A 24,116-nucleotide genomic window follows, 5' to 3' on the forward strand; every position below is an offset into this window, starting at 1 on the left:
TTACCTTTTTATTCACTTTTATCAGGTTCATCGCTATCAGGTTCGTCGCTATCGGGTTCTTCTGCTGGTGAATTTGACATACCAGCAAAAAAAGTGGGATGTAGGTTAATAATATTGGCGATATTTGCTAATTCATCTTCTTTAACGTGTTCTTTCGAAAATTGGGTATCTGCACCTAATTTTTCCAAAATTTGTAATGCATTCATTATGTTACATACTCCATGACTGTTGTTTTTATTAAAGGGTATTATCGAGTTCTTCGAGTTTAGCTAAAACGGCGGTGTTTTTAACCATTTTTTTGCTAGGGGGTAGTAACATTGTGGTTATCATCGAAATATCCGCATTGATAAAGTCACCTAATGTAATCCACTCTATTCTGGGTTTGTCAATAGGCAACGTGGGACATTCATATAAAGCAACTAGATGGTTTGCAGGATAATATTGTATTAGAAGATCGACTAGCAATTGTCGATAAGCTTGGCCAGTTTCTGAACGGGCGATGGATTTATCCCCAGCTATGGCTACTTGCCACAAAATAAGATAAGCCGAGGGGTCAATATTGCGCTGATAAAACATAAACTGGCTGGCTTCAAAGTTTTGGCTGCCCACCTTACCCGGGTCAACCCCCAAATGGGCATATAAACAATCTTCGGCAGAGATACCTGGCTCCATGTGCGCCGAAAAACCTGCGTCGCGGGCCTCTTCAATGACTTTGTGGGGTGACCAGGCAAATACTCCAGGGTGGCCATAAAAAGCGCCCACGACTTTTTTACCCTTACGCACTTCAGTTAACAGCACATCCACCATTTCACGGTAGGTTATGCGCCTGTCTTTACCCTCGCCGTACAAACCTTGTAAGCTATGTACGTCCGGGTTCATTTCTTTAAGCCACAGCTCGATCATGGGGTGGGCGCTGCAAAAGACCACGTCAGCCTGTTCGATATAACTTCTGCTGCGGGGGGTAATGTGGGCACCCAGGGTCATGCCGGTGCCTACGCAAACTATGCTGCCTGCTGGTTTTGTTTCATGCATAGATAGTTCAGTTCTCGTGTTGGTTAGTGGTTTTCTTTACACACGTAAATAAATGAAGCAGATTCAACAGCATACAACTGAAGCCATTAATATTGCAAAGAAAAATTGGTTGGAACAGGGACTATTTTAGTGGGGGCAATTATGTTTACCTTGCAGCCGCGCAGCTCAAAGGTATGGATAATAGAACAGCCAATCGCTTACAGGTAGAATGATTGGCTTGTTCGAAAACTGTGCTATTTTCTAGGCAGGTCGATTTTTTTCTCGTCGCTTTGCCTGAATAATACCAGCACATGGCCAATAGTCTGCAATTTTTCTGCGCCGGTTTCGCGAATGATGGCCTCCATGATCAACGCTTTTTCTGCTCTGTCATCAGTGGGCACTTTCACCTTGATTAATTCGTGGTGACTTAACGCACCCTCGATTTCGGCTAATACGCCTTCGGTCAGACCGTTACCCCCCAGTTGTACCACGGGTTTAAGAGAATGGGCCAAGCCCTTGAGATGTTGAATTTGTTTGTTAGATAGCGTCATTGAGTAATATTTCTTACAAATTTATTGAATATGAACAGTTGAAAAGCAGTATTCTAGCGCCATCTTCCAAGTATTCCTAATCACAAACGAAGTCAATGGTAAAAAAGAAGCAGTCTGCTAGCAGTAAGCGTTGGCTTAAAGAACATTTTGACGATAAATATGTCCAGCAAGCCCAGAAACAAGGATTACGTTCACGGGCTGTATTTAAGCTTGAAGAGATCCAGCTTAAAGACCAACTTATCAAGCCGACAATGACAGTGGTGGACTTAGGCGCTGCGCCAGGAGGGTGGTCACAATTAGCCAGTCAGTTGGTTGGCACCGATGGTCAAGTCATTGCCTGTGACATTTTACCCATGGATACCCTTGCTGGAGTGGATTTCTTGCAAGGCGATTTTCGCGAAGAGGCGGTGCTCGATGCCCTAATGAACAAAATTGGTGGCAAGACCGTAGATGTAGTGATGTCAGATATGGCACCCAACATGACGGGTAATGATGCTGTGGACCAGGCTAAATCCATTTATTTGGTAGAACTGTCATTAGATATGTGCCGACAAGTTCTTAAACCAAACGGCAGTTATGTGGTCAAAGTGTTTATGGGCGAAGGTTTCGATAATTTTTTCACTGAGGTGAAAAAAGCCTTTAAAAACGTGAAAACCCGCAAGCCATCATCATCCAGAGCCAGATCCAGAGAGGTTTATCTGGTGGCTACAGGATGTAAATTATAGTACTCTCACAAGTGAGAGACGCAATAGAATAGAATTTAACAGAGGTCAAAAACTTGAGCGACATGGCAAAAAATTTAATCTTATGGTTGGTCATAGCTGTCGTATTGATGTCGGTGTTCCAGAGTTTTTCTCCGGGTGAGTCGACAAAGGTACAAACGGATTACACCACGTTTTTAAAAGAAGCGAATCAAGGCTTAATTCGTGAGGTACGCATAGACAGTGAATCCAGAGAGATTAAGGGTACAAAACGTTCTGGCGAGAGCTTTTCAACTTTTATTCCCTATTTTGATGATCATTTAATTTCAGATTTGGTTAAACAAGATGTGAAAATTCTGGGTGAACCACCTGAAGAACCTTCTTTATTGACTTCAATCTTTATCTCCTGGTTCCCGATGTTACTGCTTATTGGCGTATGGATATTTTTTATGCGTCAGATGCAAGGTGGCGGTGGCAAGGGTGCCATGTCATTTGGCAAAAGTAAGGCCCGTTTGATGGGTGAAGATCAGATTAAAACTACCTTTGGTGATGTGGCAGGCTGTGATGAAGCCAAAGAAGACGTCGCTGAACTGGTAGACTTTTTGCGTGATCCTAGCAAGTTCCAAAAACTGGGTGGCAGGATCCCCACCGGGGTGTTATTAGTCGGCCCTCCAGGAACGGGTAAAACCTTGCTGGCCAAAGCCATAGCCGGTGAAGCTAAAGTGCCCTTTTTCTCGATTTCCGGTTCTGATTTTGTCGAGATGTTTGTGGGTGTGGGTGCTTCTCGGGTTCGGGATATGTTCGAACAGGCCAAAAAGGCAGCCCCTTGTATCATCTTCATCGATGAAATTGATGCCGTAGGTCGCCAACGTGGTGCTGGTATGGGTGGAGGGCATGATGAGCGCGAACAGACCCTAAATCAGATGTTGGTGGAAATGGACGGCTTTGGTGGTAATGAAGGTGTTATTGTTATTGCCGCCACTAACCGTCCAGATGTGCTCGACCCAGCCTTGTTGCGCCCAGGTCGGTTCGATCGCCAGGTACACGTTGGTTTGCCTGATATTCGTGGACGTGAACAAATACTCAAAGTACATATGCGTAAAGTGCCACTAGGCGACAATGTAGAAGCATCTTTCATTGCACGTGGTACGCCTGGGTTCTCAGGTGCCGATCTGGCTAACCTGGTCAACGAAGCCGCCTTATTTGCCGCTCGTTCAGGTAAACGTACGGTATCTATGGAAGAGTTTGATAAAGCCAAAGACAAAATCATGATGGGCTCAGAGCGCAAAAACATGGTGATGTCAGAAGAAGAAAAAACCAATACTGCTTACCACGAGGCTGGCCACGCTATAGTTGGGCGCTTGGTGCCGGAACACGATCCTGTGTACAAGGTATCGATCATTCCTCGGGGGCGTGCCCTGGGCGTGACTATGTATTTGCCAGAACAAGACAGGTACAGCCATAGCAAACAACACCTTGAAAGCATGATATCCAGTTTGTTTGGTGGGCGAATTGCAGAAGCTTTAACCTTGGGTGAAGACCGCGTTACCACAGGGGCTTCGAATGATATTGAACGGGCCACAGATATTGCCCGTAAGATGGTCACGCAGTGGGGATTGTCAACTAAGATGGGCCCTATGCTGTATGCTGACGAAGAAGGTGAAGTCTTCCTGGGCCGCAGCATGGCGAAATCCAAACATATGTCTGACGACACTGCCCGTGCCATTGACGCAGAAATAAAAGCATTAATCGATCGTAACTATGAGCGGGCTCAGAAAATCCTCACCGAGAACATAGATATTCTGCACTCTATGAAAGATTGTTTGATGAAGTATGAAACCATAGATGCAAAACAGATTGACGATTTAATGGCCCGGACTGACGTTCGTCCTCCGGCAGATTGGATTGAAGACAGTAAAAACGATGATACCCCCCCTACAGGTGGTGCCACCGTTGATGAAGCTCCTTCTGATAATAAAGATAAAAAGCCCAGTAAGCCTAGCGTAGGCAAACCAGGTGATGTGACTAATTAATTGACGATTAGCGAGTTTAAAACGCTTTGTTGGGAAATCAGCAAAGCGTTTTTTTATAGCAGTTAATTGCTGATCCCCTCTATTTTTTGTTGTAAGCAAATGATTTTTAAAAATAAAAATTTATCGTTAAACGTGTCCAGAGTAATGGGCATATTAAATGTCACTCCTGACTCTTTTTCCGATGGCGGGGCATTTAAGGGACTCGATTCAGCGCTGAGACAGGCTGAGCGGATGGTCCAAGAAGGCGCAGATTTTATCGATGTGGGCGGCGAATCAACCCGCCCCGGTGCCAAAGACGTGTCAGCGCAAGAAGAGCTGGATAGGGTTGTACCGGTAATAGAAGCTATTCACACGCGTTTCGATACGATCATTTCTATCGATACCAGTAAAGCCGAAGTGATGATCCAGGCGGTAAACGCCGGCGCCGCTCTGATTAACGATGTTCGGGCACTTCGCGAACCCAATGCCCTGGCCGCAGCCGTTGCCGCCAACGTACCGATTTGTTTAATGCATATGGCAGGTCAGCCGATAAGCATGCAACTTGCCCCAGACTACAACGATGTAGTTAAACAGGTGGAGGATTTCCTGCAATTGCGAATTACTGCCTGTATCGAGGCGGGTATTGACCGGGCAAATATTTTGATTGATCCGGGTTTTGGCTTTGGTAAAGGCCTGGCGCATAATTACCAGTTATTGGATAAGTTAGAGCACTTCCATCAACTGAACGTGCCTCTTTTGGTGGGCATGTCACGTAAGTCAATGTTGGGTGATTTACTACTGCGAGACGTGAACAACAGGTTGGCAGGCAGTATAGCTGTAGCCACCATTGCAGCCCTTAAAGGCGCACAAATCATACGTGTACATGATGTAAAAGAAACAGTGGATGCGATCAAGGTCGTAGCTATGTTACCTAAGGATAATAATAATGAGTGACAGAAAGTATTTTGGAACAGACGGTATTCGCGGCAAAGTTGGCGAAAATCTGATCAATCCTGAATTTGTAATGAAGTTAGGTTGGGCTGCGGGCAAAGTATTGGCAGGTCAAGGCACCAATAAAGTGTTAATCGGCAAGGATACCCGTATTTCCGGGTACATGCTGGAGTCTGCGTTAGAGGCAGGTTTATCCGCCGCCGGCATCAATATTGGTTTGTTGGGTCCGATGCCTACCCCTGCGATTGCTTATTTAACCAAGACTTTTCGCTCAGAAGCTGGAATTGTTATTAGCGCCTCCCATAATCCCTACTATGATAACGGGATTAAGTTTTTTTCCGCCGATGGCATGAAACTCGATGATGATATCGAGATGGCCATCGAGGCCCAGATGGACAAACCGATGCAATGTGTCGCTTCAGATAAACTGGGTAAGGCGAGTCGGATTAGTGATGCGGCTGGGCGTTATATTGAATTTTGCAAAGGTAACTTCCCATCATATTTATCCCTTAATGGACTTAAGATAGTGGTGGATTGTGCCCATGGAGCGACCTACCATATAGCGCCTAACGTACTGAGTGAATTGGGGGCTGAGGTCATCGAAATCGGTACCCAACCTGATGGACTGAATATCAATCGTAAAGTAGGCGCTACGTCTATGAAAGCGATCACTGAAAGTGTATTGAAAAATAATGCCGATCTTGGTTTTGCCTTGGACGGTGACGGTGACCGTCTGATGATGGTTGACCATAAAGGCAATGTGATTGATGGCGACCAGATTGTTTATATCATCGCTCGGGATGCCCTTAAATCAGGCAAACTAAACGGTGGGGTAGTGGGTACGGTAATGAGTAACCTGGGGCTGGAAGTTGCGCTTAATTCCTTAGGCGTGCAATTTGAACGCAGCAAGGTCGGTGATCGGTACGTGATGGAACTGCTCAGGCGCAAAGGTTGGTCTATTGGCGGAGAAAGCTCTGGTCATGTGCTGAATCTGTCCGCCGCATCTACGGGGGATGGCATAGTGGCAGGTTTGCAGGTATTGGCAGCCATGTTGCACTCTAATATGAGCTTGGCCGAATTAAGCCGTGGTATGGTCAAGTTTCCGCAAACTTTGATAAATGTCAGGTTTACACAAGGCGACACGCCTTTAGCGTCGACAGCTGTGCAAGCTTCGGTCAAAGAAGCCGAGGCAGCGCTGGAGGAAAGAGGACGCGTTTTGTTGCGTAAAAGTGGTACTGAGCCGTTAATTCGGGTGATGGTTGAAGCAAACGACGCTCAGGATTCAATTAAATGGGCGGAACATATCGCGGATGCTGTGCGTAAAGTAACTAGCTAAACTAAAAACTGGATGATTTTCAGCGATGTCACTTGTATATTAGTGGCATCTTGGTTAATATCTCGCGCGCTTTTTATTGGCGCTTAAGGAAAGATGATGCAAGCAAATAGTCGGCGACCTGTGGTAGTAGGAAATTGGAAAATGAACGGCAATCTGCAACTTATAGAGCAGTTTGAAAAGGTTTTCAGCGCGGTAGATTTAGCTTCTGTGGATGTAGTGATTTGCCCTCCGTTTCCATATTTAGGCAAATTCAACACACAATATTTTGCCTTAGGTGCACAAAACCTCAGCCAGTTTGACAGTGGTGCGCATACCGGCGAGATTGCTGGTAACATGCTCAAAGAGCTAGGTTGTGAGTATGTTATTGTAGGTCATTCAGAAAGACGAGCCGATAATAACGAATCCAATGAATTGGTAGCCAGTAAAGTAGAGCAAAGTTTGCAAGAGCAGTTGCTGCCCATTTTATGTGTGGGTGAGCCAGAAGATATTCGTGAAAATGGTCAGTTGTTTGATTTTATTGCGGCCCAACTCGACGCGGTGGTAGCCCAAGTCGGCATAGCAGCATTTAAAGATATTATAGTGGCTTATGAGCCTGTATGGGCAATAGGTACAGGCAAAACGGCCAGCCCGCAGCAAGCCCAGGAAGTGCATGCTTTTATACGGGAGCATCTGGCGAAACAAGATGAAAATATTGCGGCTAAAATTGTGATTTTATACGGCGGCAGTGTCAAAGGTAGTAACGCGGCGGAATTGTTTTCCCAAGCGGATGTGGATGGCGGTTTGATTGGCGGAGCCAGTTTGAATCCGGAAGATTTTTTAAGCATTTGTCAGGCGGCAAAGCGATAGAGGCAACACATGTTTTACGAAGTATTGATAATAGTGTATTTAATTGTAGCCCTTATGTTGATTGGCTTTGTGTTGATTCAGCAGGGTAAAGGCGCAGACATGGGGGCCTCATTTGGTAGTGGCGGTTCTAATACGGTTTTCGGTTCTTCCGGTTCAGGCAATTTCCTCACACGTTCTACCGCAATTTTGGCTACCTTATTTTTCGTGATCAGCTTAATATTGGGTAATCAGACTGCTGACAAAGAAAAAGCCGTAGACGATTGGCAAAGTATTGAAGTGCCAGTTTTGGAAGACGAGCCGGTGCAAGAAGACCCGCTGGTTGAGTCAGATGTGCCCGTTAGTAATACTCCTAACGAAAGTGATGTACCTCAAGTTAATTAGTAAAACGCGGATATGGTGGAATTGGTAGACACGCAGCCTTGAGGGGGCTGTGGCTTAGGCCGTGGGAGTTCGAGTCTCCCTATCCGCACCAATTACAAAAAAGGGCTGTAACCGAAGGTTACAGCCCTTTTTTCTTGTGTGCTGTTGGTTACACTAGCGATGCAATTCAATTACCGGATGATTGTTACGGAATATGACTACTATCAGCTTACAAGGTGTAAACGTAAAATTAGGCGTGGGTAATGGTAGTTTTTCTTTGCCTGAGCTTAACCTGGATGTATATCAGGGGGAATTTATTGCTGTGGTAGGGCCTTCAGGTGTGGGTAAGTCAACCTTGCTCAGAGTCATAGCGGGTTTGGAGCCCATTGAGTCGGGTCAGATCCTGATTAATGAAAAACGGGTTGACACCTTGCCTAGTGCCGATAGGAACATCGCAATGGTGTTTCAAAACTATGCTCTGTATCCGCATATGACAGTGGCGCAAAATATCGGCTTCAGTCAAAAGCTAAAGGGAATTGAACGTAAAATCAGTCAGGCCAAGATAATGGACGTGGCCAGACGTCTCAAAGTCGATAATTTGCTTAATAGTTTACCGGCTCAACTTTCCGGGGGCCAGAAACAACGGGTGGCGATCGGTCGGGCGATGATGTGTGAGCCCTGGGTGTTTTTATTCGATGAACCTTTTTCAAATCTTGACCCGGCACTCAGAGCGCACATGCGCCTGGAGCTAAAAGCCTTACATCAAAGCTTAGGCACGACCAGTATCTTTGTGACCCATGATCAACAAGAATCCATGGCGTTGGCGGATCGCATCATTTTGATGAGTCCCAGGGGCATCGAACAGATTGATACCCCGCAAAATATCTTTGAGCGACCAGTGAATCTTTACGCTGCCCAGTTCTTTGGAGAGCCCGAGATCAATTTGTTTATGGCAAGGGTGACAACTGCTGGCCTGCAACTTAGCCCGAATTACACTTTGCCCTGGCAGGGCCCGGTCTCAATGCTTGATACTCAGGTCACAGTAGGGATCAGGCCCAGGGCGTTTACCTATGATGACAAACATGGTTTGGCGATGCAGGTAACCTTGATAGAGAATTTGGGAGACGAGTCTTATGTGCATTTGCGGCCCATTGACGCTGAAGCCCAAAGTATAGTGGTAGTGGGTTTGCATAATGCGATAGTGGGACAGGTCGTGCATTTAAGTGTGGCGCCTCACAAGGTGCTGGTGTTTAACCGGGCCCAGGAGCGAATTGAAACCGCGGACTATTAAGCGTGCCCGGCAGCTAAGTTACCGGCCATCTACAAACTGCCGCGATGGACCCCCGATAACCAACCAGCAATATGTTTTCACTACACTTTCGCATTGCCCCTTGCTTTCATAGCTGAATTCCGTACAATATCGCGGCCTTTTATCTGGCTGGAGACGGTCGGAAATCTAAAGGTAAAATAAGTTAACGTTAACGCTATTACGAGTTTGAGGCATTTATGGTTACTATTCGTTTACAGCGTGGTGGCGCTAAAAAGCGTCCATTTTATCAAGTAGTGGTTGCTGACAGCCGTCGTTCACGCGATGGTCGTTTTATTGAAAACATCGGTTTCTTTAATCCAACAGCACAAGGTCAAGAAGAGCGTTTACGTCTTGATCTTAGCCGCGTAGAGCATTGGGTAGGACACGGCGCAAGCCTGTCTGACCGTGTTGCTCGCTTGGTTAAAGATGTACAAAAAACAGCTGCTTAATTGCACATGTTTTTACACTATAGAGGTATAGATGAGTCACGCGTCTGACACATTAGTGATGGGCAAGGTCGGGGCACCTTTTGGTGTCAAGGGTTGGGTCAAAATCACTTCTTATACCAATGAATTAGATGGTATTTTTAGTTATTCTCCCTGGTTATTAGACCAGGCAGGGGAAAGTAAAGAAATCGTCGTTGACCAGTGGCGAACCCACAATAAAGGTCTGGTTGCCAAACTGGTTGGGGTAGAAAACAGAGATGATGCTGAAAGTATCAAAAATCTCGATATTTCTATTAAAGCACAACAGCTACCTCAATTGGATGGTGATGAGTTTTATTGGCGTGAGTTGGTTGGCATGCAGGTGATAACCGAAAAGGGTTATAGCTTGGGTGTGGTGAAAGAGTTATTTGAGACAGGTGCTAATGACGTTATGTTAATTAAAGCCAATCTCAATGATGCTTTCGGTCAAAAAGAACGCATGGTTCCCTACCTGCCTGAACAAGTTGTCAAGCAGGTGGACCGTGAGGCGAAAACCATACAGGTGGACTGGGACCCGGCTTTTTAATGGCTGTAGATCCCCAGCGTTGGTTTGGTGTAATAAGTCTGTTTCCAGAAATGTTTCAGGCTTTTACCGAACAGGGCGTCACAGGACGAGCCGTTAAAAACGGCATGTTGCAAGTTGAGTTCTTTAATCCAAGGGACTTTACCCACGACAAACATCGGACTGTCGATGACCGACCATACGGTGGGGGCCCAGGTATGCTGATGATGGTTCAGCCATTAACAGACGCAATTCGTGCCGCTAAACAGGCGGCCGGAAAAAAAACTAAGGTGATTTACCTCTCACCTCAGGGAAAAAAATTAGATCAGCGTGGTGTGAAGCAACTTTCACAAAATGAAAGTTTGATTCTAGTTGCCGGTCGGTACGAAGGTATTGACGAACGTGTCATAGGATCCGAGATAGACGAGGAATGGTCTATTGGTGACTATGTGTTAAGTGGCGGTGAATTACCGGCGATGATCTTAATGGACGCAGTAGCGAGATTTGTACCCGGTGTGTTAGGGCATAAACAGTCTGCAGAGCAAGATTCGTTTAGCGACGGCTTGTTAGATTGTCCCCATTATACCCGGCCAGAAAACTTGCTAGGCAATTTGGTTCCCCCTGTGTTGTTGAGCGGTGATCATCAAAAAATCAAGCAGTGGCGCACAAAGCAGTCGTTAGGTAGAACCTGGCAACGACGCCCTGAATTACTAAACGATCTAGCTCTGACTGAGGAGCAGCAACGTTTGTTAGATGAATATCAACAAGAGTTGTTGCAGCAAAATGACAGTTATTCTGGGATGAGAGGATATGATGAGTAAAGTCAATCAAGATATCATCAAGCGCATCGAAGAAGCACAGTTAAAAACTGATGTTCCTGCGTTTGGCCCTGGTGATACAGTAGTTGTTCAAGTACGCGTTAAGGAAGGCGAAAAAGAGCGTCTTCAGGCATACGAAGGTGTTGTAATCGCTATACGTAACCGTGGCCTACACTCTGCTTTTACAGTTCGTAAGATTTCTAACGGCGAAGGTGTTGAGCGTACGTTCCAAACACACAGCCCGGCAATTGGTTCAATTGAAGTGAAACGTCGTGGCGATGTTCGTCGTGCTAAGCTTTATTACTTGCGTGACCGTTCAGGTCGCTCTGCACGTATCAAAGAAAAGCTTAATATCAAAAAAGCTTAACTAAATATTAATTTTTGCGTTACCGTTAACTTATAAGAAAAGCCCGCATGTGCGGGCTTTTTGCTAACTAGCCTATGGCTCAATTATTAGCGCACCATTTAGTACATCCTTTGGTTGAATCTCCACAATTGTAACCGTGACAGGCTAATTTCCTGGTCTTGCTGGTACAGCAATAAGGAATGGATGAGAGCGTTGTCTCACCGGTTTTAAAATCGATGGTTTCAAGATCGACAAAAACGGTTTGGTGTGCAGTGGTACATGCTGACATGGTGCAGGCGAGCGCTATTAAAAGCGCAAATCGCAACATACTTTGTTTAAGCTTGATCATTATAAACCTCCAGTAAATATTGCATCAAAGCGTACAGCAAGCTTTCTAAGTAGTATTTTCACTCATATTTCTATTCCATATCTTGGTACTGCAAACATACGAGTGTAATAAGTATAGATGATTGAAAACAGTCACCCTAACTGGTATCCATACCCCTTTTAAGTTAAGCATAAGCGTTGTGATCGGGATGATCGTTTATTTGCTGTGCAGAAATAACAGCCGGGCTTGTGGTAGTGGGCTTTTTGCTTTCCTGCACTTGCTATCTATATACTAAGTCCAAAGTTAGTTAGAGATACGGCAAGATGCGAAACAAACTTAAACAAGTGGGGCTTCTAGGGCTGCCTTTTGATCACAATTCTTCCTTTACCCCCGGATCCGCCAAAGCCCCAGAGGTGATTCGGCGTATTTTGACTACTGGCTCATTAAATAGTGGAACTGAAAACGCAATTGAGCTGAAAAATAATCCGCGTTGGATTGATTGTGGGGACGTCATCAGCGACCAACCAAGCCAATTTGTCAAAAATATTCAAACTAGCTGTAATGCATTTCTCACAAATGGCATAGGCTTGTTGTCACTAGGGGGAGATCATAGCGTTAGCTACCCAATTTTACGCGCATATGCCCAACATTTTGACGAACTCAATATTTTGCATATAGACGCGCATTCTGATCTTTATGATTCCTTTAAAGGCAACCGACTGTCAAATGCTTGTCCGTTTGCGCGAATTATGGAAGAGGGCTTGTGTAAACGGCTGGTACAAATTGGCATCAGAACCCTGAATACTCATCAGCGTGATCAGGCCACCAAATTTGGGGTTGAAATGATCCAGATGAAAGACTGGGATCCTATGCAACGACCAAAATTTTCAGGACCCGTTTATCTTTCCATAGACCTGGATGCCCTTGATCCTGCCTTTGCGCCTGGTGTATCGCACAGAGAGCCCGGAGGCTTGACGAGCAGAGAGGTGATCAACATCATTTATCACCTTAATAGTCCTCTGGTTGGCGCGGATATAGTCGAATTTAATCCGTTAAAAGATATTGACGATATGACGGCACAATTGGCCGCCAAATTGGTAAAAGAAGTGGCTGGCAAGATGTTGCACAGCCTTGCTCAATAGACGTGATACAACATTGCTATTTATAACTTATCACTTCAATTTCAATCTCATCGCTAAGCATAAAATAAAAACGCTTACCTGGCTCATAATCAGCGTGATTAAAGGGAGTATAACCTTGCTTGATAATTCTTTCCTCCGCTAACAGCAAATCATCAACCATTATGCCAATGTGGTTTAAATGGCCGATATGTTTATAAGATCCTGTGCCCTTAAATAGGCTCGTCGCAGCGTAAAGAGCCAAATATGATGATGTGCTACCCACATGTACAGTATAGCCTTGATCTTTAGCTGGCCCGGCCCAGCGAATATGCCAGTCAAATAACTGACAAAACAGAGTAGCGGTTTTATCGGGATCGCTAACGGTAAGATTTATATGCTCGAGCATGGCGGTTTGCATAAATAGACTCCAAATAGTTGCTGGTGATTAATGTTCATGCAGTCTAATATCTAAAGCTAACTTTAGATCAAGAGATTATTTAAAAGTATTTTTATGCCTAAAGATAATTATGTCAGTATTGGTTTTGTGGCGAAACGCACAGGTAATGCGGTGTCGCTTATTCGCTATTACGCCAATGTAGGTTTGATACCTTCCATTCGTACCAGCGGTGGAAGCAGGATGTTTATGCGCTCTGTTATCAGGCGTGTATCCTTTATTCTGATCGCACAGAACCTGGGCTATTCGTTGAAAGAAATTCAGCAGTTATTGGGTTCGTTGCCAGACAGCCGCACACCTACCAAAGATGATTGGGCACGCTTGAGCAAGGTGTTCAATCTCGGTATTGAAAAGCAGATCGAACAACTGCAAAGATTGCAGAGCTCACTTGATGGTTGTATTGGCTGCGGCTGTTTATCCCTGGATAAATGCCGTTTGTATAACCGAGATGATAAAATAAACCAGCTCGGCGCCGGTCCTCGATTTTTGTTGGGGGATAATTCCGTTGATGTCACGTAAACTGTGGCCTGACATCAGCGAGGAATGCAACGTCCAGGCATTTTCTGTTATTTTGCTAATATGGGCTGGCTTGCTGATTTTCCTTGGCTCACTTAGGGGATAGATATTTGACTACTGCCATTCAATCCTGCTCCCGCTCACTGCACCCCAGAAACCTTCATCATGGGGATTATCCCATGCAGGCTTTGGTGAGCAGTTCGCCGAACTTACGAAATTTTTTGATCCCTGCCAAAAGCGGTAACAATAGCATTAACTTTGCAGATCCTGCCGCTGTTAAAGCCTTGAACGCTGCTTTACTTGCCCATTATTATGGTATCGCCGTTTGGGATATCCCTGCTGGCTATTTATGCCCACCCGTACCGGGTAGAGCAGATTATATCCATGGCATAGCGGATTTATTGGCCGCAGATAATACTGGGCAAATTCCCTGTGGGGAACAGGTTGTCGGGCTAGATATAGGGGTAGGGGCCAACGCCATCTACCCTATAATAGGCAGTCAGAGTTATGGCTGGAGGTTTATCGGCAGCGATGTGGATCCAGTTGCGGTTAAATCTGCGACTATGCTTGCCAAAGCCAACGCCAATTTGCAGCCTTTACTCAAGGTTCGCCAGCAAACTCGCTTAGACAGTATTTTTGCAGGAATAATTACCCCCCAGGATAACTTCAGTTTTAGTATGTGTAATCCGCCCTTTCATCGTTCTGCGGCAGAGGCGGCCGAAGGTAGCCAGCGAAAAGTGAACAATTTGGCCAGGCACACAAAAAAGCGCAATGCCCAACGGCAGTCAAACCAACATCAGTGCAAACTGAATTTTGCAGGTACACACAATGAGCTATGGTGTGAGGGTGGTGAACTGGGTTTTATGCGCAAGATGATTGCACAAAGTGTCAACTATGCACACCAGGTGGGGTGGTTTACCTCTTTGGTTTCCAAAAAAGAAAACCTGCCGCTTATTGCGAAATGTTTTGCTCAGTTGGGGATCACCAATACCAAAACTATAGATATGTACCAAGGGCAAAAACACAGTCGTTTTATTGCCTGGACATTTACCCATACCAGCCATATATAAAAATTTGGGGTAGCTAAAATGGAAAAATTGACAGAAAAACAAAAGATGCTTGCTGGAGTGGAATATTTTCCCAGCAACAAGTTGTTGCAGCAGGAACGGGCTCATGCAAAACAACTGTGCCATCAGTTTAACCACAGTGATCCAAACCAGCCTAAAGCGGGCCGCAAGCTATTACAAACCTTATTGGGTGCTTCACCTAATCCCTGGGTCGAACCTAATTTCTACTGTGATTACGGATACAATATCAGTACCGGCAAGAACTTTTACGCAAACCACAATGTGGTGATCCTCGACGCCGCCCCCGTTACTTTTGGTGATGATGTGATGCTCGCTCCAGGTGTGTTGATTTCTACCGCATCCCATCCCCTGGATGGGCAAAAACGTAAAAAAGGTCTCGAGCACGCGTTGCCTATTAACATAGGTAACAACGTATGGATAGGTATGGGGGCCAAAATACTCGATGGTGTAACTATTGGTGACAATGCCGTGGTGGCGGCCGGGGCGGTTGTGACCAAAGATGTGGCAGCTAACACTGTAGTAGCAGGGGTACCCGCCACTGTTATCCGGCATTTGTGTGTTGAGGCCAGTGACTTGTCAGCAATTTAAGTCTGGCATAAAGTTACCTAGCGCTGTATTCGATATGCTAGCTGCCGACATTGAGATAATGACGCAAATCCCCTAGCTCAGCAGTCCAGCCTTGTTCGTTCATTTGGCGTTGTTTAGCCTCTGCAAAGCCCGACTCGGTCATCACCAGCCTGGTGCCATTAGATTCGGTGGCCGTGAGGCGCCATTTCACTAACGTTGCTACACTGGGGTCAAAAGGCATATCTTTTTTTGGCCATCCAGCGCCAGGCAAAATAACTGGGTGGTGCGATCGTCTCGATGCGCATGGCAAATTTACCTTCGCATTCTTCAAACCACTCAAAATAACCTAAACTCCCTTCGATAAGTTCAAGTTCGGCACTGGAACCAAACTACTGCGCTAGAGCCTGAGGAACGGTGATATCCTGCCGTACCTGATTGATAGGGGCATCAAAGTTGAGTTCGCGGACGATGGAATCTATGCTGTCAATCATGTTTTCTCCTAAATGTTGTTGTAAGCCGCTCAGCCGAGTATCCCATTGTTGGGCGTAGGGCTGTAGCCAATCTGCCAGCTTTTGTATAGGCTTGGCATTGAGTTTATGGATACGTTTTTTGCCGACAAATTCGGCGCTCACCAGCTTTGCTTTCACCAATATATTTAAGTGTTTGGTGATGGCCTGACGACTGATATTTGCATCCAGGCTCAATTGCTTGATCGATTGAGCGCCGCGATTGTGGAGCAATTCTATCAAGTGACGTCTGTTGGGATCTGCCAGCACTGCGAAAATATCCCTAACATTAATATGTGCAACTCAATGGTTGCATGTCAAGGTCAATAATTATTTTTAAGAGGTAACATCATTGCAAAAAACGCCTTTACTCCAGGCACTGCTGACAATATTACCCCAGCGAGCCAGTGGCATAAGTGAATTCGAGCTGCTTAAAATACTGCAAAACCCACCTTATAAGCTGTTTGATAGTGAGGCTCTGGGGGAGCCACTGCTGCTATTTCAGACTCATTTTGTATTATTCAATGCCTTATATCAGCTCAAAGATCACTGGTATCAACAACAATCGTATTGTATGGATATAGTGCTGACGCATATTCGATTGTTGCCTTATCATCCTGGCGCGGCGGGGTTAATCTCCAGCGATAAATTGCGTAACTATTATCTGGACTGGCAGAATTTCAGTGATACCGATAAAGATGATGTAACGGCTCTGATTGATAATTTTTGGCGGCGCATACAGGGTGAAGTAGTCAAGTCCACCATAACTGCCAAGGAAGTGATAGACGCCTATGCAACGTTGGGGGTGGGGCAAGATAGCGCTTTTTTGTTGGTAAAACAGCGCTACCGTAAACTGCTATATCAGAATCATCCGGACAAGGGTGGTGACACTGCCCAGGCCCAAATAATTGAACAAGCCTACCGCCTACTCAAAGACCATTTAGCATAAAGCCCTGATGATCAGGGCTCCACTTAATCGCGCTGAGTAATAATTGTTACTGAATTTTGTTGTCTTTGAGCTCCTGCTCTGACAACAAACCACGGCGTTCTAATAGAGGCCATACTTCTGGATCTTTACCCCGGAAACGTCGGTACATGATCATAGGGTCTTCTGTTCCACCGGTTTGTAATACATTTTCACGATAAGACTTAGCGGTGTCCTGGTCAAAGATGCCGTTGTGACTAAAGACCTGCCACGTATCGGCATCGTAAATATTTGACCAGATATAACCATAGTATCCGGCTGAATAACCGCCGGCAAAAATATGTGAGAAATAACCGGTGCGATAACGAGGTGAAATTTGTGGGATCAAACCAATTTCATCCAAAATTGCCTTTTCAAAGGTATCTGCATCTTGCAATTCGTCGGTTTCCAAGGTGTGCCATTTCATGTCCAGTAGAGCAGCAGCCAAGTATTCAGTGGTAGCAAAACCCTGATTGAATTTACCCGCCGCCTGGATCTTTTCGACCATTTCTTTGGGGATCACCTCACCGGTTTTATAGTGTTTAGCAAATTGACTTAATACCTCTGGTTCCATCATCCAGTTTTCCATAACCTGTGACGGGTATTCCACGTAGTCTCGGGGCAAGGCGGTACCGGTTTGGGACAAATAATAACCATCAGACAGCAAACCCTGGATGGCATGACCAAATTCGTGAAATAGAGTGGAAGCCTGATCAAAGGTTAAGAGGGTTGGGGTATCGCCCACCGGACGGGGAAAGTTAAGTACGTTGTAAATTATAGGTTTTACGTGCTCACCAAACATTTTTTGTTGCTTGCGGAACGAACTCATCCAGGCGCCCCCGCGTTTGCTTTCCCGTACATAGTAGTCAGTCATGTACAAACCGACTGACGAGCCATCTTTATCAAACACTTCGAAGGTGCGCACATCAGGATGGTACTTAGGAATATCCATACGTTCCTTGAACGTCACCCCCCATAAGCGATTTGCGGTATAAAATACGCCGTCTCGGGTCGCATCTAGTGAAAAATAGGGTTTAGTCGCTTGTGCATCCAGGTCGTAACGCACCTGACGGATCTTCTCTGCGTAATACCACCAATCCGAACCTTCCAGCTGGAATTTCCCCCCCTGTTCATCGACCATTTTTTGCATGTCAGCCGCTTCTTCCTTAGCCCGGGCCAAGGCCGCAGGCCAAACTTGTTCCAACAGCCCATATACATTTCCCGGGGTCTTGGCCATAGCATTTTCCAGCACGAAATGGGCGTGGGTCTTATAACCGAGCAATTGGGCTTTTTGATAGCGCAGAGAAGCTATCTTGGCTGCGATTTGTTTGTTATCGTTTTTATTGTCATTGTCGCCACGCTGCACGTAGCCTTGATAGAGCTGCTTGCGTAAGTCACGGTTATCGGCGTAAGTGAGAAAGGGGTTTTTGCTGGGGCGATGGGTGGTAAATACCCATTTCCCCTCATGTCCACGCTGGGCAGCGGTTTCCGCTGCCGCCGCAATGATATCCTGGGGTAAACCAGACAAGTCTTTTTCATTTTCTATGACCAGCTCGAATTCATTCGTTTCGGCCAGTAGATTTTCCGCGAACTGCAAACCTAACTTGGATAAGGCATCATTGAGTGAACGCAGTTTGGTTTTATCAGTTTCGCTGAGGTTGGCACCGCCGCGTACAAAGGCCTTATAGGTATTTTCCAGTAGAGTTTGTTGGTCGGAGCGTAATTCCAGTTGTTCTTTTTGTTGGTATACCTGGTTAACTCTCGCAAACAAATCTGGATTTAAGTAGATGTCATCATTTAATGCAGACAGGAGAGGAGATACATCTTTGGCGATGGTCTGCATTTCGTCGTTAGTGTCGGTACCATTTATTGCAAAAAAGATGGTGCTAACCTTGTTCAAAACCTGTCCGGATTTTTCCATGGCGACGATGGTATTTTCAAAGGTGGCCGCTTGTGTATTGTTGGCGATTGCGGCAATTTCTTGCTCGTTTTGCTTGATCCCCTGGGAGAAGGCAGGAAGATAGTTACCGCTCGTGATTTTAGCAAAGGGAGGAACGCCAAAGGGAGTCTGATAGTCTCCTAAAAGTGGGTTAGACTGACTGTCAGCCGAATATTTATCAATACTGTGCTGTGTCTTATCAGAAGCAGCTACAGTCTGCTCTTCGGTGGCTGTATTGGGTTGGCAGGCCAACAGGAGTAAAGCCAGAGCGATGGGGCTGAGTACATGTTTTTTCATTAATTTCCCTGTGTTTTTTTGCAGATAAAAATACTGCTAGTTTTTATTATTTAGCGATGATTACCATCGCAGTCCTTAAGGGTATACTGATTGACTCAGTCATCGCAAATATGTCGCGAGACAGTTTGCTAACAAATAGTGGCTGCATTTTGCAATTTTGTGCAGAACATAAGTAAGGCTACCCTTGATGTGCAAAATAATTCTAAACTTCAATGTAACTAAGCTAGGGTTGGATAGGCAATAAATGCTCTGAGATAGTCTAGAATTAACGGATGTTAAATAGTACAGATAACAAACAAACAGGTACATTAATCGACCCAAAGCAGCATATAGCGAAATAGGGCTTGCGAAAAAAATAACAGAATGTTAAAAAGTCAATAAAATTGCAATAAATAGTGATTATCAAAGCGTAAATAAATAAATACATTGTCGATTTTTGCTTATTTCGAATTTCCTTTACAGCTGTTAGCAGTATGTAGTTTTTCTACCTTAATAAATGTGAGCCAAATATGTTACGCGATAACATCAACAATATTAATATCTCTTCCGAACAAGTTCTAATTACCCCTGAAGCCCTTAAAAGTGAGCTGCCGGCCAGTGAACACGCGCTGTCTGTGATCCAGTCTTCGCGAAATATTATTTCAGATATTATCCATCGACGGGATCATCGCTTTCTTGTCATTTGTGGGCCTTGTTCCATTCACGATATTGAAGCGGCCAAAGAATATGCCTTAAAGCTCAAAGAGCTGCATGAATCATGTAAAGATACGTTGTATTTAGTCATGCGGGTCTATTTTGAAAAGCCGCGCACCACAGTGGGCTGGAAAGGCCTGATCAACGATCCACATATCGATGATTCGTTTGATATTGAAACCGGGATCCGTAAAGCTCGTGAGTTACTCATTTGGCTGGCCGAGCTTGAGATACCTGTGGCTACCGAGGCGTTAGACCCTATTAGTCCACAATATTTGGCAGAATTATTTAGCTGGTCGGCGATAGGGGCCAGAACCTCTGAATCCCAAACGCACCGTGAAATGGCCAGTGGATTGTCCATGCCTGTGGGTTTTAAAAACGGCACAGACGGCAGTTTGGATATTGCCATCAATGCTTTGCAATCTGCAGCATCCGGCCACAGCTTTATGGGCATTAACTCCCAGGGCCAGGTGAGCATTATCAAAACTCAAGGCAATCCTGATGGACATATAATATTGCGCGGAGGCAAGCAGCCAAATTACGATTCGGTGTGTGTGGCTGACTGCGAATATGAAGTCAACGAAGCTAAACTTACCGCCGGTCTGGTGGTAGATTGCAGCCATGCTAATTCGAGCAAAGATTATCGTCGCCAGCCAATGGTGGCCAAAAACGTGGTTAACCAGATTTTAGAAGGCAACCAGTCGGTCATTGGCATCATGCTTGAAAGCCACTTACATGCCGGCAATCAGAGCAACAAGGGATTAGCCGCACATGAGTTGAAATACGGGGTATCGATAACCGATGGTTGCATTGATTGGCAAACCAGTGAAGACTTGGTAAATCATATGCGTGACAAATTGATAACCGTTTTACCGTTACGCTTAAACAAATTACGCGATCCCAATTAAAAGGAAGTAGCATGTCAACCGAACTTGACCAATTGCGCCTGCAAATCGACGAAGTGGATAGTCAATTGGTTGAGCTTCTGGCAAAACGTGCCGCACTGACCGCCGAAGTAGGCGTGTATAAAAGTAAGGTTGGTTTACCCATTTATGTGCCGTCCCGCGAAGCTGAGCTGATCGCCAGTCGCTGTAGCCAAGCACGGGCCATAGGGGTGCCACCGGCGCTTGTTGAAGACCTGTTACGCCGCATAATGCGCGAGTCGTATCACACTCAAAACAAACAGTATTTGTGTACCAATCCTGGCCTTAAAAAAGTGGTGGTGATAGGTGGAGCGGGCGCACTGGGCCGCATCTTTGTTGATATATTTAGTCGCAGTGGTTATACAGTGCAAACCCTGGAAAAAAATGATTGGCCCCGGGCTGAGCAGATATTTAACGGTGCAGGCCTGGTGATGGTAGCTGTGCCCATCAAACTAACAGAACAAGTTGTAGCTAAGCTGGATAATCTGCCAAGGGACTGTGTATTGGTGGATATTACCAGTACCAAACAGAAACCATTAACAGCTATGTTGCAGGCCCATGCAGGGCCAGTAGTAGGTTTGCACCCCATGTTTGGCCCGGATGTACCCAGTTTAGTCAAGCAAGTGGTAGTGGTCTGCCATGGGCGCGATGAGCGCCAATATGACTGGCTATTGCAACAGATGCGTATCTGGGGTGCTGTGTTGCAACATACTTCAGCGCAAGAGCATGACGATGCCATGGTTTTTATTCAGGTCATGCGCCATTTCACCAGCTTTGTATTTGGTGCCCATCTAGCGGCAGAAAACCCGCCACTGGATCAGCTTATTTCCCTTAGTTCGCCTATATACCGACTGGAGCTGGCGATGGTAGGGCGGTTATTTGCCCAGGATCCGGTGCTTTATGCAGATATTATCTTTAACAACAAAGACAGTATTGCCGTATTAACTAGCTTTAGAGACAGGTTCGATCAAGCCCTGGAGCTGGTCAAACAAGGTAACAAAGCCGAGTTCATCAAACAATTTTTCAAGATTGGCGCCTGGTTTGGCAGCTATTCGAAACAGTCTCTGGTGGACAGTAAAAAGTTGTTATTAAAAGCTGACGATGATCGCACCATTAGCGAGTAACGCCGCTTAGCAGCAGCTCTGAACAGTTCGAACACCCGCAAAAAAAGGCGCTTAAGTTAGTGCCTTTTTTGTATTTTAATATCGGGTATCGAATATCGGGTAGCGACGCCTGATTAATTCTGTGTCAGGGCATTCACCGCGGCTATTTTAGTGGGGTTGATTTCATCATTGGGATAACACCCCAAGATCTTGAAGTAGCGAGTCGTGGCCTTTAACTCTTCGAGGGCGCTTTGCATCGGCCCGTCCTGAATATTGCCTTCTACATCTATATAAAACATTTCTTCCCAAGGATTACCGGTTATGGGCCGGGATTCCAGTTTAGTCATGTTGATCTTGTTATCCCGCAGTATCAACAAGGCTTCAACCAAGGCCCCGGGTTTTTGTACTGTAGACATCACCAGGGTAGTCTTTGCTGGCACTTGTAGGGGCACGTTGACGTTTTGCCGGGCAACCACGATAAACCGGCTGTGGTTTTCTTTTTGATTTGCCAAGTTCGACTTGATGGCATGCAAACCATACAGGGCGCCGCCAGCTTCACTACCAATGGCGGCGATAGTGTCAAGTTGCAACTCGTTGACCAACATCATGGCTGCCGAGGTGCTGTCACAGGTTTTTACTTGCACGTTACCCAGTTCAGCTAAAAAATGACTACATTGGGCAAAAACCTGGGGGTGAGCATACAGGGTCTTTATTTTGCTAAGCTCACTGTCTTTGGCGACCAATAACGCATGTTTTATGGGGTGGGTCAACTCACCGATGATAGACAAGTGGGTGTGTTGTAATTGATCGTAAACTTCGTTGATACTGCCAGAGGAGGTATTCTCAATAGGTAATACCGCATAATCTGCTTCGTTGGTTTCAACTTTTTTGATGATTTCCGCAAAGCTTTGACAGCCTAATTCCAACAGTTCCCCTGGGCGACGGGAGAAATATTTTTGGGTGGCGAGGTAGCTATAAGAGCCTTTGTCCCCTAAAAAAGCCACTCTGTTGAGGGGCAAACTGCTGCCTGGGTTGGCACGCTCTGCTAGCAAGGCTTGCTGGTTTAATACTGAATCCTCAATGACCACATGAAATAATTGCGTCACATAATGGGGATCCAGGCCATGTTTTTGACCGTGTTTGATCAAACCCACTAATAGTTGTTCCTCCCGTTGATGATCTCTGACCGGGATATGGTGGGTGATCTTGGTCTCTGCTACCTGATTAGTGCATTTTTGACGCTGTGCCAGTAATTCAAGCAACTGCTGATCGATTGACGTTATTTGTTCTCTTAATTTTGCTAGCTCATCTACCGACATTTTACTCACTTCTTTGACATGGTTACAAAACCTCCACTTCAGGAGGCCTACACTGTTTTAGCGTATAATTTGGGAATGTACCTGGTGAATTGGTCTCAATTGCCGCAAAAGCACACAGACTACTAATAATCTTTATTGAATCTATTAATTCGGACTTTGCTTGTCAATCTTTACCTTATGCGAAAAAGTCTGATTATTCAGCCATTAGCAATAACCAGATAACTGATGCAAAGGTGAAACGCTGGTCTGTTTATACTCACTGACAAGTTACTCCTCCAGCAGAGACATCAGTAACATCTTCACCTCTGCCACTTCAAAAGGTTTATCACACAAAGCGTTGACGCCTGTTTGGTGAATATTGGCCATATGTAGGCTGTCAGCCGCTTCAGATGTGACCATAATAATAGGGATATGTGCAGTGGCACTATTAAAACGGATAAATTCCGATAGCTCCCTACCGTCCATTTCCGGCATGTTATAGTCGGTCACGACTAAATCGAAGGTGTTCTCCTTGAGCATGGTTAACGCCATGGCACCATTTTCCGCCTCAATAATACGGGCGATGCCTAAGCCTTCTAACACACGGCGAATATGGTTACGGGCCAACTTACTATCATCCACTAGCAAAACTCGGACTTGTTTAACATCAAACAACTCTAAATCCATTTCTTCGGTGTTGATCAAGTCAAGTGACGCTTTTAATGCTCTAGATAAATTTTGGGTGCTAAAGGGTTTAGGCAATATTGCGGCGACTCCGGCCTGCTTAAACTCCTCCAGTTTTTCCGGCCGGTTTTCACTGGATACCAACATAAAAGGAATGTCTGCGCTAGAAGGGGTGTTTTTCATCTTGGTCAGTATTTCCAGAGCCGTGCCATCTTCCAGATACAAGGCGCTTACTACCAGGTCTGCGCCATCTTTGCTAATGGTACTTATGGCCTCCTTAACATTGCTCACGGCAACCACATTTTTAACGTTTTCCTGATTTAATAAACCGGTAATTATTTTACGTTGAGTATCTGATGGCTCAATCAATACGATGCTCAAATCTGACAACACAATTTTATGCATTT

27 protein-coding genes and 1 tRNA gene are annotated in these 24,116 nt (G+C 45.4%); 19 read left to right on the top strand and 9 right to left on the bottom strand.

Annotated elements, in window-relative coordinates; translation table 11 throughout:
- Positions 1–8: 8 nt before the first annotated feature.
- From AC3RV5_RS08245 to yhbY, 3 genes are all read right to left on the bottom strand, one after another.
- The gene (locus AC3RV5_RS08245) at positions 9–206 is read right to left on the bottom strand and encodes a hypothetical protein (RefSeq protein WP_489731447.1); all 198 of its coding nucleotides are present in this window, start codon (positions 204–206) and stop codon (positions 9–11) included.
- Positions 207–237: 31 nt separating this feature from the next.
- The gene (locus AC3RV5_RS08250) at positions 238–1,032 is read right to left on the bottom strand and encodes an SAM-dependent methyltransferase (protein ID WP_489731448.1); all 795 of its coding nucleotides are present in this window, start codon (positions 1,030–1,032) and stop codon (positions 238–240) included.
- Between the two features lie 233 nt (positions 1,033–1,265).
- Positions 1,266–1,562 carry a ribosome assembly RNA-binding protein YhbY gene (gene yhbY, locus AC3RV5_RS08255; protein ID WP_489731449.1) on the bottom strand — a complete coding sequence of 99 codons (297 nt, stop codon included), beginning with the start codon at positions 1,560–1,562 and terminating at the stop codon, positions 1,266–1,268.
- A gap of 95 nt (positions 1,563–1,657) precedes the next feature.
- Between yhbY and rlmE the strand changes: the two genes are divergently transcribed.
- The 13 genes from rlmE to speB all read left to right on the top strand — a co-directional run bounded on the left by rlmE (position 1,658) and on the right by speB (position 12,698).
- Positions 1,658–2,287 carry a 23S rRNA (uridine(2552)-2'-O)-methyltransferase RlmE gene (gene rlmE / locus AC3RV5_RS08260; RefSeq protein WP_489731450.1) on the top strand — a complete coding sequence of 210 codons (630 nt, stop codon included), beginning with the start codon at positions 1,658–1,660 and terminating at the stop codon, positions 2,285–2,287.
- 53 nt (positions 2,288–2,340) lie between these two features.
- Positions 2,341–4,296 (top strand): ATP-dependent zinc metalloprotease FtsH, encoded by a 1,956-nt coding sequence (gene ftsH / locus AC3RV5_RS08265; protein WP_489731451.1) that lies wholly within the window; start codon positions 2,341–2,343, stop codon positions 4,294–4,296.
- A 99-nt stretch (positions 4,297–4,395) separates the two neighbouring features.
- A complete protein-coding gene (gene folP, locus AC3RV5_RS08270; protein WP_489731452.1) occupies positions 4,396–5,229 on the top strand; it encodes a dihydropteroate synthase in 834 nt (277 codons plus the stop codon).
- Positions 5,222–6,562 (top strand): phosphoglucosamine mutase, encoded by a 1,341-nt coding sequence (gene glmM, locus AC3RV5_RS08275; protein WP_489731453.1) that lies wholly within the window; start codon positions 5,222–5,224, stop codon positions 6,560–6,562. Before folP ends, glmM begins: the two co-directional genes overlap by 8 nt.
- A 96-nt stretch (positions 6,563–6,658) precedes the next feature.
- Positions 6,659–7,408: a triose-phosphate isomerase gene (gene tpiA, locus AC3RV5_RS08280; protein ID WP_489731454.1), complete on the top strand. Its 750-nt coding sequence runs from the start codon at positions 6,659–6,661 to the stop codon at positions 7,406–7,408.
- Between the two features lie 9 nt (positions 7,409–7,417).
- Positions 7,418–7,789: a preprotein translocase subunit SecG gene (gene secG, locus AC3RV5_RS08285; protein WP_489731455.1), complete on the top strand. Its 372-nt coding sequence runs from the start codon at positions 7,418–7,420 to the stop codon at positions 7,787–7,789.
- Positions 7,790–7,795: 6 nt separating this feature from the next.
- A tRNA-Leu gene (locus tag AC3RV5_RS08290) sits at positions 7,796–7,880 on the top strand.
- A gap of 102 nt (positions 7,881–7,982) precedes the next feature.
- On the top strand, positions 7,983–9,059 hold the full coding sequence (locus tag AC3RV5_RS08295; protein ID WP_489731456.1) for an ABC transporter ATP-binding protein: 1,077 nt from the start codon (positions 7,983–7,985) through the stop codon (positions 9,057–9,059).
- 215 nt (positions 9,060–9,274) lie between these two features.
- Positions 9,275–9,526, top strand: coding sequence for a 30S ribosomal protein S16 (gene rpsP, locus AC3RV5_RS08300; protein WP_489731457.1), 252 nt, complete (start codon positions 9,275–9,277; stop codon positions 9,524–9,526).
- A gap of 31 nt (positions 9,527–9,557) precedes the next feature.
- On the top strand, positions 9,558–10,088 hold the full coding sequence (gene rimM / locus AC3RV5_RS08305; RefSeq protein ID WP_489731458.1) for a ribosome maturation factor RimM: 531 nt from the start codon (positions 9,558–9,560) through the stop codon (positions 10,086–10,088).
- The gene (trmD, locus tag AC3RV5_RS08310; RefSeq protein WP_489731459.1) at positions 10,088–10,885 is read left to right on the top strand and encodes a tRNA (guanosine(37)-N1)-methyltransferase TrmD; all 798 of its coding nucleotides are present in this window, start codon (positions 10,088–10,090) and stop codon (positions 10,883–10,885) included. The genes rimM and trmD overlap by 1 nt, the downstream gene beginning before the upstream one ends.
- Entirely contained in the window at positions 10,878–11,249 is a 372-nt protein-coding gene (gene rplS / locus AC3RV5_RS08315; protein ID WP_489732120.1) for a 50S ribosomal protein L19, read from the top strand. Before trmD ends, rplS begins: the two co-directional genes overlap by 8 nt.
- A gap of 630 nt (positions 11,250–11,879) precedes the next feature.
- Positions 11,880–12,698, top strand: a complete 819-nt coding sequence (gene speB, locus AC3RV5_RS08320; RefSeq protein WP_489731460.1) for an agmatinase — start codon at positions 11,880–11,882, stop codon at positions 12,696–12,698.
- Between the two features lie 16 nt (positions 12,699–12,714).
- On the opposite strand, the gene AC3RV5_RS08325 is transcribed toward speB, so the two are convergent.
- On the bottom strand, positions 12,715–13,095 hold the full coding sequence (locus AC3RV5_RS08325) for a VOC family protein (protein ID WP_489731461.1): 381 nt from the start codon (positions 13,093–13,095) through the stop codon (positions 12,715–12,717).
- Between the two features lie 93 nt (positions 13,096–13,188).
- Between AC3RV5_RS08325 and soxR the strand changes: the two genes are divergently transcribed.
- The 3 genes from soxR to AC3RV5_RS08340 all read left to right on the top strand — a co-directional run bounded on the left by soxR (position 13,189) and on the right by AC3RV5_RS08340 (position 15,323).
- Positions 13,189–13,650: a redox-sensitive transcriptional activator SoxR gene (gene soxR, locus AC3RV5_RS08330; protein WP_489731462.1), complete on the top strand. Its 462-nt coding sequence runs from the start codon at positions 13,189–13,191 to the stop codon at positions 13,648–13,650.
- Between the two features lie 107 nt (positions 13,651–13,757).
- Positions 13,758–14,717 (top strand): 23S rRNA (adenine(1618)-N(6))-methyltransferase RlmF, encoded by a 960-nt coding sequence (gene rlmF / locus AC3RV5_RS08335; protein WP_489731463.1) that lies wholly within the window; start codon positions 13,758–13,760, stop codon positions 14,715–14,717.
- A gap of 18 nt (positions 14,718–14,735) precedes the next feature.
- Positions 14,736–15,323, top strand: a complete 588-nt coding sequence (locus AC3RV5_RS08340) for a sugar O-acetyltransferase (RefSeq protein ID WP_489731464.1) — start codon at positions 14,736–14,738, stop codon at positions 15,321–15,323.
- A 37-nt stretch (positions 15,324–15,360) separates the two neighbouring features.
- Here AC3RV5_RS08340 and AC3RV5_RS08345 read toward each other — a convergent pair whose 3' ends face one another.
- On the bottom strand, positions 15,361–15,513 hold the full coding sequence (locus tag AC3RV5_RS08345) for an SRPBCC domain-containing protein (protein WP_489731465.1): 153 nt from the start codon (positions 15,511–15,513) through the stop codon (positions 15,361–15,363).
- A 178-nt stretch (positions 15,514–15,691) separates the two neighbouring features.
- Positions 15,692–16,078 (bottom strand): ArsR/SmtB family transcription factor, encoded by a 387-nt coding sequence (locus AC3RV5_RS08350; RefSeq protein ID WP_489731466.1) that lies wholly within the window; start codon positions 16,076–16,078, stop codon positions 15,692–15,694.
- Between the two features lie 82 nt (positions 16,079–16,160).
- Between AC3RV5_RS08350 and AC3RV5_RS08355 the strand changes: the two genes are divergently transcribed.
- Complete coding sequence (locus AC3RV5_RS08355; protein ID WP_489731467.1) at positions 16,161–16,757, top strand: DNA-J related domain-containing protein; 597 nt, start codon at positions 16,161–16,163, stop codon at positions 16,755–16,757.
- A 46-nt stretch (positions 16,758–16,803) separates the two neighbouring features.
- Here the strand turns inward: AC3RV5_RS08355 and AC3RV5_RS08360 are convergent, their stop codons facing one another.
- Positions 16,804–19,008, bottom strand: a complete 2,205-nt coding sequence (locus AC3RV5_RS08360; RefSeq protein ID WP_489731468.1) for a M3 family metallopeptidase — start codon at positions 19,006–19,008, stop codon at positions 16,804–16,806.
- A gap of 509 nt (positions 19,009–19,517) precedes the next feature.
- On the opposite strand from AC3RV5_RS08360, the gene AC3RV5_RS08365 reads away from it, so the two are divergent.
- A complete protein-coding gene (locus AC3RV5_RS08365) occupies positions 19,518–20,609 on the top strand; it encodes a 3-deoxy-7-phosphoheptulonate synthase (protein WP_489731469.1) in 1,092 nt (363 codons plus the stop codon).
- A gap of 11 nt (positions 20,610–20,620) precedes the next feature.
- Positions 20,621–21,748, top strand: a complete 1,128-nt coding sequence (gene tyrA / locus AC3RV5_RS08370) for a bifunctional chorismate mutase/prephenate dehydrogenase (RefSeq protein WP_489731470.1) — start codon at positions 20,621–20,623, stop codon at positions 21,746–21,748.
- A gap of 113 nt (positions 21,749–21,861) precedes the next feature.
- Here tyrA and pheA read toward each other — a convergent pair whose 3' ends face one another.
- A complete protein-coding gene (gene pheA / locus AC3RV5_RS08375; protein ID WP_489731471.1) occupies positions 21,862–23,046 on the bottom strand; it encodes a prephenate dehydratase in 1,185 nt (394 codons plus the stop codon).
- 267 nt (positions 23,047–23,313) lie between these two features.
- The gene (locus AC3RV5_RS08380) at positions 23,314–24,114 is read right to left on the bottom strand and encodes a response regulator (protein ID WP_489731472.1); all 801 of its coding nucleotides are present in this window, start codon (positions 24,112–24,114) and stop codon (positions 23,314–23,316) included.
- Between the last annotated feature and the right edge of the window lie 2 nt (positions 24,115–24,116).

Source organism: Paraglaciecola sp. IT1134 (assembly GCF_058068185.1).

Bases quoted from the DNA above. Each gene is read 5' to 3' on its own strand.
- glmM (WP_489731453.1), top strand. From the start codon at position 5,222: ATGAGTGACAGAAAGTATTTTGGAACAGACGGTATTCGCGGCAAAGTT.
- AC3RV5_RS08250 (WP_489731448.1), bottom strand. From the start codon at position 1,032: ATGCATGAAACAAAACCAGCAGGCAGCATAGTTTGCGTAGGCACCGGC.
- AC3RV5_RS08380 (WP_489731472.1), bottom strand. From the start codon at position 24,114: ATGCATAAAATTGTGTTGTCAGATTTGAGCATCGTATTGATTGAGCCA.
- pheA (WP_489731471.1), bottom strand. From the start codon at position 23,046: ATGTCGGTAGATGAGCTAGCAAAATTAAGAGAACAAATAACGTCAATC.
- tyrA (WP_489731470.1), top strand. From the start codon at position 20,621: ATGTCAACCGAACTTGACCAATTGCGCCTGCAAATCGACGAAGTGGAT.
- AC3RV5_RS08360 (WP_489731468.1), bottom strand. From the start codon at position 19,008: ATGAAAAAACATGTACTCAGCCCCATCGCTCTGGCTTTACTCCTGTTG.
- rimM (WP_489731458.1), top strand. From the start codon at position 9,558: ATGAGTCACGCGTCTGACACATTAGTGATGGGCAAGGTCGGGGCACCT.
- speB (WP_489731460.1), top strand. From the start codon at position 11,880: ATGCGAAACAAACTTAAACAAGTGGGGCTTCTAGGGCTGCCTTTTGAT.
- AC3RV5_RS08365 (WP_489731469.1), top strand. From the start codon at position 19,518: ATGTTACGCGATAACATCAACAATATTAATATCTCTTCCGAACAAGTT.
- trmD (WP_489731459.1), top strand. From the start codon at position 10,088: ATGGCTGTAGATCCCCAGCGTTGGTTTGGTGTAATAAGTCTGTTTCCA.
- tpiA (WP_489731454.1), top strand. From the start codon at position 6,659: ATGCAAGCAAATAGTCGGCGACCTGTGGTAGTAGGAAATTGGAAAATG.
- rplS (WP_489732120.1), top strand. From the start codon at position 10,878: ATGAGTAAAGTCAATCAAGATATCATCAAGCGCATCGAAGAAGCACAG.
- AC3RV5_RS08340 (WP_489731464.1), top strand. From the start codon at position 14,736: ATGGAAAAATTGACAGAAAAACAAAAGATGCTTGCTGGAGTGGAATAT.
- AC3RV5_RS08245 (WP_489731447.1), bottom strand. From the start codon at position 206: ATGAATGCATTACAAATTTTGGAAAAATTAGGTGCAGATACCCAATTT.
- secG (WP_489731455.1), top strand. From the start codon at position 7,418: ATGTTTTACGAAGTATTGATAATAGTGTATTTAATTGTAGCCCTTATG.
- rpsP (WP_489731457.1), top strand. From the start codon at position 9,275: ATGGTTACTATTCGTTTACAGCGTGGTGGCGCTAAAAAGCGTCCATTT.
- folP (WP_489731452.1), top strand. From the start codon at position 4,396: ATGATTTTTAAAAATAAAAATTTATCGTTAAACGTGTCCAGAGTAATG.
- AC3RV5_RS08295 (WP_489731456.1), top strand. From the start codon at position 7,983: ATGACTACTATCAGCTTACAAGGTGTAAACGTAAAATTAGGCGTGGGT.
- soxR (WP_489731462.1), top strand. From the start codon at position 13,189: ATGCCTAAAGATAATTATGTCAGTATTGGTTTTGTGGCGAAACGCACA.
- rlmE (WP_489731450.1), top strand. From the start codon at position 1,658: ATGGTAAAAAAGAAGCAGTCTGCTAGCAGTAAGCGTTGGCTTAAAGAA.
- yhbY (WP_489731449.1), bottom strand. From the start codon at position 1,562: ATGACGCTATCTAACAAACAAATTCAACATCTCAAGGGCTTGGCCCAT.
- AC3RV5_RS08325 (WP_489731461.1), bottom strand. From the start codon at position 13,095: ATGCAAACCGCCATGCTCGAGCATATAAATCTTACCGTTAGCGATCCC.